The organism is Moritella sp., from assembly GCF_013215705.1.
GTDB lineage: Bacteria > Pseudomonadota > Gammaproteobacteria > Enterobacterales > Moritellaceae > Moritella.
Window position 1 is genome coordinate 23,881 of the sequence record NZ_JABSQR010000006.1, and the last position, 15,604, is coordinate 39,484.

Annotated in this window: 12 protein-coding genes; 3 read left to right on the plus strand and 9 right to left on the minus strand. The window is 40.7% G+C overall.

Features of this window, described 5'->3' with window-relative positions:
• Window positions 1-51 precede the first annotated feature (51 nt).
• Both HRT96_RS03380 and HRT96_RS03385 read left to right on the plus strand, forming a co-directional pair.
• Window positions 52-999: an ABC transporter substrate-binding protein gene (locus HRT96_RS03380; protein ID WP_293152212.1), complete on the plus strand. Its 948-nt coding sequence runs from the start codon at window positions 52-54 to the stop codon at window positions 997-999.
• Window positions 1,000-1,033: 34 nt separating this feature from the next.
• The gene (locus tag HRT96_RS03385) at window positions 1,034-1,696 is read left to right on the plus strand and encodes a TenA family protein (RefSeq protein ID WP_293152215.1); all 663 of its coding nucleotides are present in this window, start codon (window positions 1,034-1,036) and stop codon (window positions 1,694-1,696) included.
• A 108-nt stretch (window positions 1,697-1,804) separates the two neighbouring features.
• Here the strand turns inward: HRT96_RS03385 and HRT96_RS03390 are convergent, their stop codons facing one another.
• The 4 genes from HRT96_RS03390 to mrcB all read right to left on the minus strand — a co-directional run bounded on the left by HRT96_RS03390 (window position 1,805) and on the right by mrcB (window position 7,242).
• Window positions 1,805-2,521, minus strand: a complete 717-nt coding sequence (locus HRT96_RS03390; RefSeq protein WP_293152218.1) for a 3'-5' exonuclease — start codon at window positions 2,519-2,521, stop codon at window positions 1,805-1,807.
• 9 nt (window positions 2,522-2,530) lie between these two features.
• Window positions 2,531-4,408 carry a DUF294 nucleotidyltransferase-like domain-containing protein gene (locus tag HRT96_RS03395; RefSeq protein WP_293152221.1) on the minus strand — a complete coding sequence of 626 codons (1,878 nt, stop codon included), beginning with the start codon at window positions 4,406-4,408 and terminating at the stop codon, window positions 2,531-2,533.
• Between the two features lie 19 nt (window positions 4,409-4,427).
• Window positions 4,428-4,865, minus strand: a complete 438-nt coding sequence (locus tag HRT96_RS03400; RefSeq protein WP_293152224.1) for a tetratricopeptide repeat protein — start codon at window positions 4,863-4,865, stop codon at window positions 4,428-4,430.
• Window positions 4,866-4,962: 97 nt separating this feature from the next.
• Entirely contained in the window at window positions 4,963-7,242 is a 2,280-nt protein-coding gene (gene mrcB, locus HRT96_RS03405; protein ID WP_293152227.1) for a penicillin-binding protein 1B, read from the minus strand.
• 441 nt (window positions 7,243-7,683) lie between these two features.
• Here mrcB and HRT96_RS03410 point away from each other — a divergent pair, with 441 nt between their 5' ends.
• Window positions 7,684-8,172: a hypothetical protein gene (locus HRT96_RS03410; RefSeq protein ID WP_293136354.1), complete on the plus strand. Its 489-nt coding sequence runs from the start codon at window positions 7,684-7,686 to the stop codon at window positions 8,170-8,172.
• Between the two features lie 61 nt (window positions 8,173-8,233).
• On the opposite strand, the gene HRT96_RS03415 is transcribed toward HRT96_RS03410, so the two are convergent.
• From HRT96_RS03415 to HRT96_RS03435, 5 genes are all read right to left on the minus strand, one after another.
• A complete protein-coding gene (locus tag HRT96_RS03415) occupies window positions 8,234-9,460 on the minus strand; it encodes an OFA family MFS transporter (protein WP_293152230.1) in 1,227 nt (408 codons plus the stop codon).
• 473 nt (window positions 9,461-9,933) lie between these two features.
• Entirely contained in the window at window positions 9,934-11,124 is a 1,191-nt protein-coding gene (locus HRT96_RS03420) for an amino acid aminotransferase (RefSeq protein WP_293152233.1), read from the minus strand.
• Window positions 11,125-11,350: 226 nt separating this feature from the next.
• Window positions 11,351-12,886 (minus strand): Re/Si-specific NAD(P)(+) transhydrogenase subunit beta, encoded by a 1,536-nt coding sequence (pntB, locus tag HRT96_RS03425; protein ID WP_293152236.1) that lies wholly within the window; start codon window positions 12,884-12,886, stop codon window positions 11,351-11,353.
• A gap of 11 nt (window positions 12,887-12,897) precedes the next feature.
• Window positions 12,898-14,439 (minus strand): Re/Si-specific NAD(P)(+) transhydrogenase subunit alpha, encoded by a 1,542-nt coding sequence (locus tag HRT96_RS03430; protein WP_293152239.1) that lies wholly within the window; start codon window positions 14,437-14,439, stop codon window positions 12,898-12,900.
• Between the two features lie 630 nt (window positions 14,440-15,069).
• Complete coding sequence (locus HRT96_RS03435; protein WP_293152242.1) at window positions 15,070-15,525, minus strand: hypothetical protein; 456 nt, start codon at window positions 15,523-15,525, stop codon at window positions 15,070-15,072.
• Between the last annotated feature and the right edge of the window lie 79 nt (window positions 15,526-15,604).

Consider the following 15,604-nt stretch of genomic DNA (forward strand, 5'->3'; position numbering starts at 1 on the left):
ACGAATGCACTCATATTAAATACAACACTATAAATATAAAAAGGACATTTAATGAAAAACAACACTTTACTCAAGGCGGCGGCATTTACCGCGGCGATATTGTCGGCAAACGTACATGCAGAAACAAAGACCCTAACCCTGATGTTAGATTGGTTTGTTAATCCGAACCACGGCCCTATTATTATTGCTAAAGAGCGCGGCTACTTTACAGAGCAAGGCATTAATGTCGTGATCCAAGAACCCTCGGATCCAAGCATGCCACCAAAACTTGTCGCCGCGAATAAAATTGATCTGGCGATCACCTATCAACCGAATTTAACCATTGATGTCGCGGCTGGTTTACCGCTTATCCGTTCTGCAACCTTGATCGCCACACCCCTTAATACCTTAATGGTGCTCGACAACAACAAAATTAACAACATGTCTGATTTAAAAGGTAAAAAAATTGGTATCGCTATTGCGGGTAACGAAGAAGCGACAATCGGCACTATGCTAAAGACTGGCGGCGTTAATTATGATGACGTACAAATAATTAATGTTGGTTGGGCGCTATCATCATCACTTGCATCAGGTAAAGTGGATGCAATCTGGGGTGGCTTACGTAACTTTGAAACCAATCAACTGGAACTTAAAGGTTTTAAAACCAAAGCATTTTTCCCAGAAGAGCACGGTGTACCAGCTTATGACGAATTGATATTTGTCGCTAACGCCAATACCTATGACAAAACCGCTATCCAAGCCTTTAATAAAGCCTTGGAGAAAGCAACTACCTACATAGTTAATCACCCACAAGCATCATGGACAGAGTTTGTTGCTTATGCACCTGACACGCTAAATAACGAGTTAAATAAACGCGCTTGGAACGATACCCTTACTCGTTTCGCACTGCGTCCTTCTGCGGTTGATTTAAAACGTTATGACGATTATGCCGAATTCATGTATTCGCAAAAAATCATCAAAACTTTACCCAAAGCACAAGATTACGTGCCGACACTGTAATTAGTCATTGTTGTAGACAATCATCGAGAAAATTATGAATCATCAAGATCTAATCAATGCCTGTCGTGAAGATTGGCTGGCGTATACTCAGCATGCGTTTGTGCAACAATTATCGCAAGGAACATTAGCACAGCCGAGTTACTTACATTACCTTAAGCAAGATTTTTTGTTTCTTAAACAATATGCCCGTGCTTACGCGTTAGCCATTTACAAAGCCCGTACCCTCGCGGATATGCGTAAAGCGCTGCCGAGTGTCCATGCATTACTGGATTCTGAAATTGGTCACCACGTTACTTACTGTGGCAAGTGGGGATTAACCGAATCCGATTTAGAAGCAGAACCAGAAGACTTTGGCACCGTTGCTTACACACGTTATGTGCTGGATGCGGGTATGGCGGGTGATATCGTCGATCTCTACGCTGCGCTAGCGCCCTGTTCTATTGGTTACGCCGAAATTGGCCGTAATCTCGCTGTGAATGCAAACACCAAGCTAATTGATAACCCGTTTGCCAGTTGGATTGAACTCTATAGTGGAGATGAATTCCAACAAGGGGTCGCACAAGGCACTGCACATCTTGATGAGTTACTCGCTGAGATTGACGCCAACAGTCAACGTGGCCGCAATCTAATTCATGTATTTAGAACGGCGACGCGTATGGAAATTGCATTTTGGCAGCAAGGACTTGATGTATCTTAAGAAAAGCCAAATAACTAACACCAAATAACCAGTGCCATAAAATAGCCCGTTATATCATCAAATATTAACGGGCTGTTTTGTTCAAACCAAACTTACTTCAATCTTTAACTATAACCACAATTGTTTAATTGGCGTATCAGGTGAAAAGTGATAATGGATCTGCGCTTGTAATAACTCGGCTGTCGCAATTGCATCCGTTAATGCATCATGTGGCGGATAGGCGGGTAAATTATAACGTGCGCGGCTATTAGCAAGACGAATAGACCCTTGGCGCCTGGGTTTAAACAGACTAAAAAAGCCCTTATGTTGCGATTCCTGAACATCGGCTTCAATCTGCATAGTATCGATAACCGGAAACACAATGCCTTCATTAATAAAACTGCGTAGATGATTATCAAAAAAATCACGTTCAATACGGCGGTAATGAACCACCACAACTTTGCCTGCTAACGCATCTAATACCGGTTCTAGAATACGCAATAAGTCCGGTGCACCTTTCAAGTCAGTATGAGTAATACCATGAATAATAATGGAGTTTTCTTTCAGCTTATCTTCAGGTTCAATATACCAGTGCTGCGCTTGACGACAAAAAATACGCTTCAAATTAAACGGCACCAGGCCAATGCTAATAATACTGTTTTGTTCTGAGTCTAGCCCCGTCGTTTCAAAATCTAATGCGACAAAATCAATATCACCTAATTTCGTTTCATCGTGATACGTACCAGCGCGATAAAAAGACTTTAAACGTTCATCCTTGCTCTGCTCTATTTTCAGTTTATAGAATGCGCCCCAGTTTAAAATCTCTTTATTAATAAAATTGTGCATTCATAATCCCTACATTTTATTAGCGGTATAACGATACTTTAAAAAGTTCTGGGCGTTACTTAACACCAAAAATGCATCTTTAAGATTACGGCGCTCAAATTCCGACATATTTTCTGGTTCAATATTATTATCCGGTTCAATTTCCGATTCTACGTCTAACGCTTGGTGGCGTAAACGCACTAAGGAAATCAATTCCATCGCATGGTGTAGATCCTGCCCTTTTGACGGCGGTAGGATCCCTGCTTCAATAATATCTTCCAAACGTTCGAATGAATTTTGGGATTGCGAGCCAATCGCTAATCCATGCACTCGGATCAAATCGGCCAGCGGCGCTGTACCTCGACGTTTTAAGTTAATGGTATTGTTATGGCGACCATCTTTCTCCATCACAAAGTTTTTAAAGAAACCCAATGGCGGCGTACGGTTTAAAGCATTACGTGCTAAACATGCTAAGAATCGATTGTTTTTCTTGGCTCGACGTAAGATAAAGGCGTTTAATTGTTCAGCCCATTTAACACGACCATAAACACCGGTTAAATCAAAGAAGATAGAACAGTTTAATAACGCTTGTGGGCTTGGATTATCAATCCAGTCAGCAAAACATTCTTCCCACTGCAATTGCGTTTTACGATGCTCTGGATTAGTTGCCATAATATCGCCTGTACAATAGGTATAACCGCAAGCAGCTAATCCATCACAGACAAACTTAGATAATTTTTCAAAATATTCGCCATGCAGGACATCATCATAACTATTATCTAAAATAATGCCGTTATCTTGGTCCGTTACTATCAGTTGTTCATCACGCGCCATCGAGCCCAACGCTAAGAAGCAATAAGGTACCGGCGGCTGACCTAACTCTTCTTCGGCAAGTTCAAGTAATCGCTGTTTAAAGCTGCGACCAATCTCGGACATTGCACTACCGATCATGTGAGAGTTGGCATCTTCATTCACCATACGCACAAAACAATCTTTGAGCTGTTTAGAAAGTAGCACCAAGTCTTCAATATTTTGTTGTTGAAAAATACTGCCCGACAATAACAAACTATTTTGTGATTCATACCGAATAATATCAGCCACTTCAATCAGGCCAATCGGCTGTTTGTTCTTTAGGATAGGTAAATGGTGGACGTTGTAACGTAGCATCATCAGCATCGCTTCCGAGACATAGGCATTATGATCGAGTGACATCAATTCTGTCGACATGACATCTGAAACAGGGTTATCAACACTAAGACCCGTCGCAATAACTTTTGCACACAAATCATGCTGAGTGATAATACCGACAAAATTGCTGCCATCTTCATTGGTAATAGTCGGATCATTAATCAACGCGGCTGAGACACTCTCTTCCGCCATCACCTTAGCAACATCTTGAATTGACGTCGTATTTTTTAACATCACTAAGTCTCGGCTTAATAATGTCTTCACTTTTGAGGTGGTTAATGAGTTGGCATCATCACTATTATCTTCAACCGCTTGTTTTAAACGGATAGTACCTTCAACTTCAGAGAAATCAGAAAAAGCTTCATAGCGCTCACAAAAATCATGGAAGATTGCTTCTGGAATACAATAAAGCAGCGTATCTTTTACCGCTTTAGCAGGAAGTCGAACTTTATTATTCGCCAATAATCCCATCTGGCCAAATATTTCGCCTTGATCCAAGCGGTTGTATAATTCACCTTTGCGGCGGTATATTTCCACTACGCCACTGCGAATAAAATACAGATCATGGATCTTGTGACCATATTCAATGATCATCGAGTCTGCACGGAAGTATGAGATCTCAATGCTCTTAACCACCTCTAACACTGCTTCTTCAGGTAGTTGGTCAAAAGGTTGGTACTGGCTGATAAAGTTTTTAATTTCTAGTAGTTCGATTTCCATTTTTTACTCGATTGATAATTTATTGATATGCCGAGGCGCGTTCAATTAAAGACTCCGCTTGTCGACGTAACAGCCAATCAGCACCCAATGTTATCGCCTTTTCGGCCAATGAACGCGCTTGTTTATAACTACCTTGATAAAAATAGCGCTCGCCAAGACGATAATAAGTTTCTGGATAACGTGGCGCAATGCGGATAGCCCGTTCTAACGAGGCAATCGCACCGTTATTATCGCCATGACTCAGTTGTTTATCAGCACGTTTCATTAACGATAATACCGCAGCAGGCGCTTGAGCCGTATCATCAACAGGTGCCGGTTTACTTTGTTTTCCCAACGCAGGGACGCTATTATTAGTTTCTTGAACCTGAGTCCCATTCGCGTTATACGTAGGTATTGTGCCACAAGCTGTCAACAACCAGGGTAAAGACAACAAGCACACGCGTTTCAATATTTTCATTTTATTTCCACTGTTAATTGTCAATGACAACCATTAGTTGTTCAATGATAACTATTAATTTTCAATAACAAAGAGTACCGTTCAATAACAAATAGCATTATTCAACAAGATCTCGGAACCATTCAATAACACGCTTAACACCTTGATTGCAGCGTAATTCAATTTCTGGTTCATAACCACTCACAAAAGGGAGTGGAATAGAGTTAATACAGCTACCTTGACTACCTTGCCCGGTATCTTTATCCACCCAAGCCACGGTAATATCTTGTGGTGGCAGATTCTGAATCGGTAATTCCGAACGTTGACGGAAAATATCAGCCCACACACGTAACGCACCACTCGAGCCTGTTAAACCAATCGAGGCATTATCATCACGTCCCATCCACACGACAGCCATCATGTCACCAGAAAACCCAGCAAACCAACTGTCTCTTAGATTATTGGTCGTGCCCGTTTTACCAGCAACTTCAAAATCAGGTAACAGCCACTGTAATGCTCTTGCCGAACCTTCATGGGTAACAGCCTGCATAGCATGACGCAACATATAAACCGAGCTTGCATCAAAACGTTTATCCACTGCTAACGGATAACTCTTCAACACAGTACCGTCAGGCTCAACGACGGCACTAATCGCTAATAAAGGGGTATAAAATCCATCCGCAGATAATGTTTGATACATCTGAGCCACAGAAATCGGTGACATATCCACCGCACCTAAAGTAATAGCAGGTAACTCAGGAATAGTTTGCTCGACACCCAAGCGACGCAGTGTATCTGCGATCTTATCTAACCCCAATTCGTTACCTAAACGGGCTGTTGATTGATTGTAAGACTTAGCTAACGCGGTATATAACAGCACCTCACCGTGATCTTTTTTATCATAATTTTTAGGTGACCAAATATCGCCATTGGGTAGATTAAGGTTGTATTCATCATCACTAATTAAAGTGGCCAAGTTATACTGCTGTGGTTGCTCTAAGGCGGTTAAATACACCGCTGGCTTTATTAACGAACCAACTTGACGTCTTGCATCAATTGCACGGTTAAAACCAGCAAAACGCGTATTAACACCACCGACAATAGCAATCACCGCGCCTGTATTGGGTCGGGTTATAACAACAGCACCTTCAAGCTTAGCGCTCAACCCATCACGCTTATGTCGAGCAATGGCTTTTGTTAAACTTGATTCAGCACTGCTTTGCACCAGCGGATCAAAATGGGTAAAAATAGATAACCCATTTTCACTTAAATCTTCGACTTTATAATCGCGCTGTAATTGCCGGCGCACCAAATCAAGGTAAGCCGGGAATCGTTTCGTGCTACTTGCAGTTTGTTCTCCCATGCCGAGTGGCAGGGCTTTTGCTGCCGCCGCTAACTCAGTATCCAAACGACCCTCACGTACTGCAATATCCAGCACTAAGTCCCGGCGTTTAAGTGCCCGTTCAGGATTGCGCCATGGGTTATAATAACTTGCGCCACGCACGAGTGCGACCAATAACGCTTGTTTATCCAGTGACAGCTCTGCAAGCTGTGTTTTGAAATAATACTGGCTGGCCAAACCGAAGCCATGAATGGCTCGAGGTCCGTCTTGACCAAGGTAAATTTCGTTAATATAACCTTCTAAGATATCCGTCTTGGAAAAATGAAACTCGAGCAAAATCGCCATCAAGGCTTCTTGTGCTTTGCGGCTTAAAGTACGTTCAGAACTGAGATAATAATTCTTAACGAGTTGCTCAGTCAGTGTAGATGCGCCTTGCGCAATACCACCTTGCTTAATATTCGCCACTAACGCACGGGCGATACCACGCAAAGAAATACCAAAATGATCATAAAAACCATCATCTTCAACCGCCACTAACATTGCTTGTAACGATTCCGGCACGTCGGACAATTGTACTAATAGTCTATCTTCATTGTGCGCAGGATAGATACCACCAATAACGACGGGCTCTAAACGCAATAACGAGGCGCTATCATCAGTGTCAAGCTTCGCTACTAAGCCATTTTTCACTGTCAGTAAAATATTACGTGGCGGTTCTAAACCATCACTAAATTGAAACCCAGGGGTATAGATATGGACCTGCTCACCTTGGATGTTTGCTTGTCCCGGTTTTGTTGGATAAGCCACAAATTTGTAGCCCAACAAGCCAAGTTCGGTTTTCAAGTCGGCGACTGTTACGGCTGCACCTTCATATAACTCCAGCGGGCGCGCGTAAACCGTCGATGGTACCGCCCATTGATTTTCATCAAAAGTAGAACGAATAATCACATCTAAATAAATCATGACTGCGATGCAGATCAACACCGGGATCAATAATAACGTCCACCATAAACCTTTGCGACTTTGGTTGTTATCGCCTTTTAATTTCTTACTCACAAGCACCCCTCGTTGCCATTGTGCCGTTAAACGACAACGGATTTTAATCTATTACTATTAACGGATAATAACATAGTAAATACTCCCTCATCGAGAATTGAATTTAAAGTCATCGCCAATACATTGAATTGTAGATGAGACTTAAAATCAGCATTTATACCCCGTATTTAACCCATCATCTTTACTAGCAAATTTATTATAAAACGACAATTACCTCTACTCCGCCCCCCTTCAAGTGAAATAGTAAGTAATTGTATTGTAAAACAATCTTTTCCCCCTACTAAATCAAATAAAACGAACCAAAAACACTAGATAAATATCATTAAAATAGTTTCATTCATTAGATAATCGACTGATAAATAGCTTATATTATAGCGAAATTGATTCTTGTAACTATGATTAAAAAAACACGTCTTAGTTCACATAAATTAAGGATCAATGATGAATAAATTACTCCCTCTCATTTTATCACTCAGTACAGTAGCTGCATCATCTGCACTTGCTGAAGATAAAACATCAGGTGATGTCGACTTTTACCTTGGTGCTAAAACGGGTTATCTATATACCGCATTTGACGAACTCGATCCAAAAATCCCTGCTACTTTTCTGATTGGTATTCAAAAGAGTGGCTTCGGCTTAGAGTTTGAAGGAACCTTTGTCGATATGGATGAAAACAATATTGATTTTGAATACGAATCTTACGCTATCTACGCAGCCTATCGAACACCGGGTAAATTCTACGCCAAATTAAGAGCGGGTTATTTAGAGGAAACATTAAAATCAAATACGCGGAAGTGGGAAGACGACGGTTTTTCTGGCGGTGTACTATTTGGTATTGAGCTCAGCGATGCATTTACGATAGAAGCAGGCTATACAGTGATTGAAGCTGATTTAAAATATTTTAGTTTAGGCGGGAATGTTCATTTCTGACAAAAAGGGATAGTCAATTGCTTGAGCTATCCCTTTGACACAAATTGTTAAGCGCTAATGGTTAAGCTTTAGCGACTTTTAATTTGAGTTCTTCTTTCGCTAAGACAGCTGCTTTATCAACAGGCTTAGTAAAGAATGCAATCACAGTAACTGCCACTAGTAATGCTGCGAAAGCAAAATAAGTGTTGTTAGTTGAACCTGCAACAGTTGCTAGGAAACCACCGAAGAAACCAGATACACCCCATGAAGAATAAAGGATGCCGAAGTTAGTACCGTAAGTTTTTAGACCGTAGTTATCAGCCGTAATCGTTGGGAATACACTTAGTAGTGCACCGTATGACATTGCACCAATTGCAATCGCAACCATAAGCGGCATTTGCGTTGTAATTGTAGTGAAGAATGCCATGTTACCCGCTTGCATTAAGAATACTAAAGCAAGTGTATTTACACGACCAATCTTATCAGAAACTAAACCACCAACAATACGGCCACCAGTATTAAAGATAGCAAGTAATACAACACTGAATGCAATTTGCTCTGATGTCAGGCCGATTGATTTACTGATGTTACCAATACTACCAATAAGCATGATACCTGCAGCAGCTGAAACCATGAACATTACCCATAACTGGTAAAATTGAGGTGTTTTCAGCATTTGTTGCCAGCTAAGGTTGATATCATCGCTTGATGCAGCCGCTTTTGCTTCAGATGGGTCTGCAACATAACCAGCAGGTGGAGCAACAAGTAGAGACGCTAATGGAATAGCGATTACTAATAGGCCAGCACCTAAGATTTTGAATGTATCGTAGATACCGTAAGTTTCAATAAGGTTTGTAGATAATGGCGCTAGGTATACAGAAGCAAGTCCGAAACCACCCGCAGTTAAACCACTCACTAAACCTTTTTTACCTTTTGGCCACCATTTCATCGCACTTGGGCTAATACATGCGTATGAGAAACCAATACCAGCACCAACAATACCACCAAAGGTAAATTCAAGTTCTGCTAAAGTCGTAGTGTAACCTGAAGCAATAAGACCAAGACCAACTAGCGTTACACCAAGCATAGCCACTTTTTTAGGACCAATCTTGTCTTGTAAGATACCAGCAATAAGTAAACAAGTAGCAAATGTGAAAACAGCAATTTTATACGGTGCTTTTACATCTGCGGCATCAACGTTTAACGCTTCTGCTAGAGGTACAGTGAAAACACCCCATGCGTATAATATACCGATTGTTAAGTTAATGCCGATGCCAGCTAATAGGATTTGCAGTGGTTTATTACTCATTATTGCCTCAAAATTACAAAGATTGCGGCAATCTACACGTTTTGTGATCTAGGTACAACTTTTAATTTAAAATATCGTATTTTTGTTGATATAAAACACAAACAGAACGGAGTGTCACAGGTTGAGCTCGTATAATAGCTGTTATTTACAGTTAAACAGACCTAAAGCAACCAATAAGCAATATATTAATAACATCCGATCTTTAGTTTTTATTATACCTACCCTATTGAGGTACACTCATTCATCATATCGCACAAAGTGGCAACTTTTTTATACCTAGAATGATTGCAGCACCGAATTCATCAATCGACATTACCACCTTAGTTAATAAATGGCTTTAGTTAATGAATAACCTTGATTGATGACTTACTCATTCTAATTCAATACTAAATCCCAGAAATAAAAATGAGTGCCGAAGCACCCATTTCATTATTCGCTATATAGCCAGTTAGTCATTAATCATCGAGTAACGATTAAAGAACCGCGGCAATCGCTTTACATAGCGGTTGCATGTTGTTTTTAGTCATACCAGCTACGCTGATACGGCCAGAACCAACGATATAAACAGCATGCTCATCTTTCAATGTCGCCACTTGTTCTTTAGTAAGACCCGAGAATGAGAACATACCATTCTGACGAGTAATAAAGCTATAGTCGTCAGTCACCCCCATTTCAGCAAGTGTTGCTACAAATAGTTCACGCATTTCGTGAATACGTACACGCATTTCAGCTACTTCTGCAATCCATTGTTTACGTAATACTTCATCATCAAGAATAATTGCAACAACGGCCGCACCATGTGCAGGTGGGTTTGAATAGTTGGCACGAATACCTGATTTAATTTGGCTAAATGCCGCAGCCGCAACATCTTTATCTTTCGCTACGAGCGTTAAACCGCCAACACGTTCGTTGTATAAACCAAAGTTTTTAGAGAATGAATTAGCCACTAATAGTTCTTCACAATGCTCTGTGAATACACGTAGACCAGCAGCATCTTCTTCTACACCTGTTGCAAAACCTTGGTATGCAAAATCAAACAGTGGTAATAACTTTTTGTTCGCGCATAACTGCGCAAGTGTAGTCCACTGTTCAAGCGTAGGATCAATACCGGTTGGGTTATGGCAGCAGCCATGGAAAAGCACCACGTCACCCGCTTCAGCTTCAGCTAAAGAAGCTAACATAGCATTAAAATCTAAGTCACGTGTTTCTGCGTTATAATAAGCATACTGCTTGACTTCTAGGCCCGCAGTATTAAACACATTACCGTGATTTGCCCATGTTGGGTTACTTACCCAAATACGATCACTGGTTAAATGACTTTTGATAAAATCTGCAGCTGTACGTAGTGCACCAGTACCACCCGGTGCTTGTGCTGTGATTGCACGTTGCTGAGTTACAACCTCGCTATCGGCACCAAATAATAGTTTTTGTACTGCCGACGCATAGGCTTTATGGCCTTCAATACTCAAATAACTTTTACTTTTCTCTTCATTAATTAGCTTTTGCTCTGCTAATTTAACTGATTTTAGGATAGGAGTTTGGCCGGTTTCATCTTTATAAATACCCACACCTAAATTGATTTTTTCGGCACGTGGATCTTTAACAAATTCTTCTGTTAAACCTAAGATTGGATCTGCTGCTGCTGTAACGATTTTCTCAAACATGGTATTCCCTATCTGTTTGTAATTAAACTACGTATTAAATCTAAGATTTGACTTATTTATACCATCACAACCCCTAAATTCATAGCGATGTGACGAAAAAATAACAGAGATATAAGAAATAAATACAGAGATGAATCATCCCTTATTTGAAAATAAAAAAAGGAGCCTTTCGGCTCCTTCAGGTTTCAAAAAATCTTGTATAATTTTACCAATACTGACAAAACAATTACATTGCTTTGAAGATTTCTTCTACGCTGTCTTTAGCATCGCCAAACAGCATAGTGGTGTTCTCTTTGAAGAATAATGGGTTTTGAACACCAGCATAACCAGTCGCCATACTACGTTTGAACACAACAACATTTTTTGCGTTCCATACTTCGAGTACCGGCATACCTGAGATTGGCGAGTTTTCTTCTTTCGCTGCTGGGTTAACCGTATCATTCGCACCAATTACAAGTACGGTATCAGTGTCGTTGAAATCTGCGTTGATTTCATCCATTTCTAATACGATATCGTAAGGTACTTTTGCTTCAGCAAGTAATACGTTCATGTGACCAGGTAAACGACCCGCTACTGGGTGAATACCAAAACGTACATCAACACCCGCGTCACGCAGTTTCTTGGTGATTGCGAATACAGGATACTGTGCTTGCGCGACAGCCATACCGTAACCAGGAGTGATGATTACACGCTTAGAACCCATTAGCATTTCAGCAACTTCAGCTGCAGATGTTTCAACGTGAACACCTTGCTCTTCATCACCTGTTGGCGCAACAACGTCGTTACCGAAGCCACCCGCAATAACAGAGATAAACGAACGGTTCATCGCTTTACACATTACATAACTTAAGATTGCACCTGAAGAACCAACTAGCGCACCTGTTACGATTAACAGATCATTACCTAAGATAAGACCTGTAGCTGCACCAGCCCAACCAGAATAAGAGTTAAGCATAGATACAACCACTGGCATATCTGCGCCACCAATTGATAGTACTAAATGCGCACCAAATACGATTGCGATAAGACTCATTAATACCAATGCTGTCGTGTTGCCTTCAAAACCAGCACCAACAAACGAGAACATCAGATAAATAGTAGCAAGTAATGCAACTAAATTCATTTTATGGCGGTGTGGTAGCATTAACGCGCTCGATTTAACACGACCGTTTAGTTTACCCCAAGCGATTAATGAACCAACAAATGTCACGATACCGATAAACACGCCTAAAAAGATCAGTGTTAAGTGGATGCTTAACATAACAGGATCTGTAATGCCGTGTTCGATATAACTGTTGTAACCGATAAATACCGCGGCTAAACCACCGAAGCTATTTAGGATCGCAACCATTTCTGGCATTTCAGTCATGCCGATTTTGTTTGCCCAGCGTACACCAAATGCACCACCAGCAAGCATAGCGGCAATGATATAGCCGATATTTGTTACGTCACTACTAAATAATGTTGCAACAACCGCTACAATCATACCCAGAATACCGACATAAATACCTTTCTGTGCCGTTTCTTGCTTTGACAACGCAGCAAGAGCAAGTACAAACAGTACTGCAGCAGCAATATACGCTGCTTCTAAAATACTTTTACCATTCGTTGCGACTGCAACTTCCTGTACCACGTCAACAGCAACTGGAGCTTGTTCTGCAATTGCAATCTGTGCCAATTGCGCGGCTTGTGTTGCTGCATCTACCGCTGCTTGTGCAGCATTGATAGCATGTTGTGCAGCTTCAATTGATTCTTGAGACATTATAAAAATCCTTATTTACGGAACATTTTCAGCATACGCTCAGTAACGGCAAAACCACCGGCGATGTTGATAGTGGCAATAAATGTGCCGAGGAATGCGAGTAAGGTTACAAGACCACTCTCTGCGCCCATTTGGAAGAAAGCACCAAGAATAACAATACCTGAAATAGCATTCGTTACACTCATCAGCGGCGTATGTAATGACGCTGCCACATCCCAAATCAAGTAATAACCAATCACACAAGCCAGTGCGAATACCATTAAATGATTTAAAAATTCAGCAGGAACATAATTTGCTAGCGCTGAATATGCCCAGATCCCGCCACCGGCTAATAATGCCTTGTAGATACCTGTTTTTTTCTTTTCAGGTTTAGCTGGCGCTTCTTTCACTTCTTCTTTTTTCGCAGCTTGAGGCGCAGCTGAAACTTGAATCGGTGGCGCAGGCCAAGTAATTTCACCGTCTTTAATTACCGTCACACCACGTTGAACAACATCATCAAAGTTGATGATCATTTCACCGTCTTTTTCTGGTGTAAGTAATTTAAGCAAGTTAACTAAATTGGTACCGTAAAGCTGTGATGCTTGTGCAGGTAGACGACGTGCCATTTCGTTATAACCGATGACTTTAACGCCACCATCAGTAGTAATAACTTTATCAACGACACTTGGTTCAACGTTACCGCCATTCACAGCGGCTAAATCGACAATCACACTACCCGCTTTCATTGCATCAACCATTTCTTGGCTAATTAGGCGTGGTGCAGGACGACCAGGAATTAATGCAGTGGTAATGATGATATCAGCATCAGCAACTTGCTCAGCAAGCATCTTCTGCTCTTGAGCTTTATAGTCTTCACTCATTACTTTCGCGTAACCGTCACCAGAACCAGCTGATTCGTCAAAATCAACCTCTAAGAACTCAGCACCCAAACTGGTGATCTGTTCTTTAACTTCAGGACGCGTATCGTACGCACGAACAATCGCACCTAAACTACCCGCAGCACCTACGGCAGAAAGGCCAGCAACACCAGCACCAATAATCAGTACTTTTGCAGGTGGTACTTTACCAGCAGCGGTAATTTGACCGGTAAAGAAACGGCCAAATTCATTTGCTGCTTCGATTACCGCACGGTAACCAGCGATATTAGCCATTGAGCTTAATGCATCAAGTGACTGTGAACGTGAAATACGTGGCACGGAATCCATTGCTAAAACGTTAATGTCACGTTTTGCAAGCTTCTCTAGAAGCTCTTCATTTTGAGCTGGCCAAATAAAGCTGATTAATGTAGTGCCTTTTTGTAATAACTTAATTTCTTTGTCATTTGCTGGTGCATTAACTTTTAGTACAATATCAGAAGCCCAAACTTGTTTGGTATCTTCCGAAATAGTTGCTCCAGCCGCTTCAAAAGTAGCGTCATTAAAATTAGCTAGTTGGCCTGCGTTGCTTTCAACCAACACAGAAAAGCCTAATTTCTGTAACTGCTCAACAGTTGCTGGTGTGGCAGCAACTCGAGTTTCACCTTTGAGGCTCTCTCTTGGTATACCTATTTGCATCATCTGTTCCTGTCTGTTTCAACATCAAAGATAAAATACTACGTTCCATGTGTATCCCATATAGCATGAGGTACGGAGAAGCATAAGTACAAAGTATCGGATTAAACCATTCATAATAAAAATGAAATGGGTTATTTGTCACTAACGATTGTTCACAAAAATGTGACTTAACGCAACAACAATTTATTTTACCTTACCGCATTTCAAATGGAATTTGGAATCTAAAATGTGGATTAAAAGTAAAATAGATATTATCTAACTCGAATTAAAGCATCTTTGAAGTGTGGTTGACAAGATTAAACTGGTTTAATGTTCAATGATTTACATGACTAAGTAAAGAAGGTTTCGTTTGAAATGGTAGACGATATCGAAAGGCTATAAAATGAAACAATGAAACCGTGAAATAAAAAAACATATGTTGTTACTTTTTATTATAAAGTGTCATTTTATCGTTTTTGTTGATAATTGATGACTAATTTTACAGCTGTATAGGTTAATTTTTAATTACAAAAAATAGGGATCCCACAATTAAACGGCCGTTTAAATGATGATTAATCAGCTATAGCTATCAAATCAAATGGTTTTACATATCAAACAAGGGAAAGTAAGGGTGCTAACGCTTCCAAATTCTTACACCATTAAGGTTATATTTGCCGATCCTGCTAACTGTTTATCCTTAAACAGCAATAATGAATGAATATTACTGCCATCACTGGCCACAGAGAACAATTCGATATGATGATGTGGTGACTCTATATTCATCCGTAAAAAACCATTATGGATATGCCACTCACCGTGGAATTGCTCACTCATAAACAAAGGACATAAGACCGCATCACGAGTTTGTAAACAGTCTAATTTAGCCACTTGACCGCGATAGGTGGTTTCTAACCAATGTGAATTGGCCACTTCAGGGTAGTCAAAGTCACGCTTACCCGCCTCCCACAAAATATACTCGCCAGAAGTCCGTATAAAGCGCGCTTCTTCGTCAGAAATATCAAGCACGGATTCAGACGCTAGTTCGCCTTGCGTTTCAAATTGATACAACAAGATTAATTTATCAGTTTCAGTTATCTGACCAAGCATACTGTTACACTTTATTTACGGGGGTTATAATGTAACGGTAGCCAATATAAATAAAAATGCATGAATAAACTTACAGATG

Coding starts and splice junctions, on each gene's coding strand:
- HRT96_RS03380 (WP_293152212.1), top strand. CDS start 52: ATGAAAAACAACACTTTACTCAAGGCGGCGGCATTTACCGCGGCGATA.
- HRT96_RS03385 (WP_293152215.1), top strand. CDS start 1,034: ATGAATCATCAAGATCTAATCAATGCCTGTCGTGAAGATTGGCTGGCG.
- HRT96_RS03390 (WP_293152218.1), bottom strand. CDS start 2,521: ATGCACAATTTTATTAATAAAGAGATTTTAAACTGGGGCGCATTCTAT.
- HRT96_RS03395 (WP_293152221.1), bottom strand. CDS start 4,408: ATGGAAATCGAACTACTAGAAATTAAAAACTTTATCAGCCAGTACCAA.
- HRT96_RS03400 (WP_293152224.1), bottom strand. CDS start 4,865: ATGAAAATATTGAAACGCGTGTGCTTGTTGTCTTTACCCTGGTTGTTG.
- HRT96_RS03410 (WP_293136354.1), top strand. CDS start 7,684: ATGAATAAATTACTCCCTCTCATTTTATCACTCAGTACAGTAGCTGCA.
- HRT96_RS03415 (WP_293152230.1), bottom strand. CDS start 9,460: ATGAGTAATAAACCACTGCAAATCCTATTAGCTGGCATCGGCATTAAC.
- HRT96_RS03420 (WP_293152233.1), bottom strand. CDS start 11,124: ATGTTTGAGAAAATCGTTACAGCAGCAGCAGATCCAATCTTAGGTTTA.
- pntB (WP_293152236.1), bottom strand. CDS start 12,886: ATGTCTCAAGAATCAATTGAAGCTGCACAACATGCTATCAATGCTGCA.
- HRT96_RS03430 (WP_293152239.1), bottom strand. CDS start 14,439: ATGCAAATAGGTATACCAAGAGAGAGCCTCAAAGGTGAAACTCGAGTT.
- HRT96_RS03435 (WP_293152242.1), bottom strand. CDS start 15,525: ATGCTTGGTCAGATAACTGAAACTGATAAATTAATCTTGTTGTATCAA.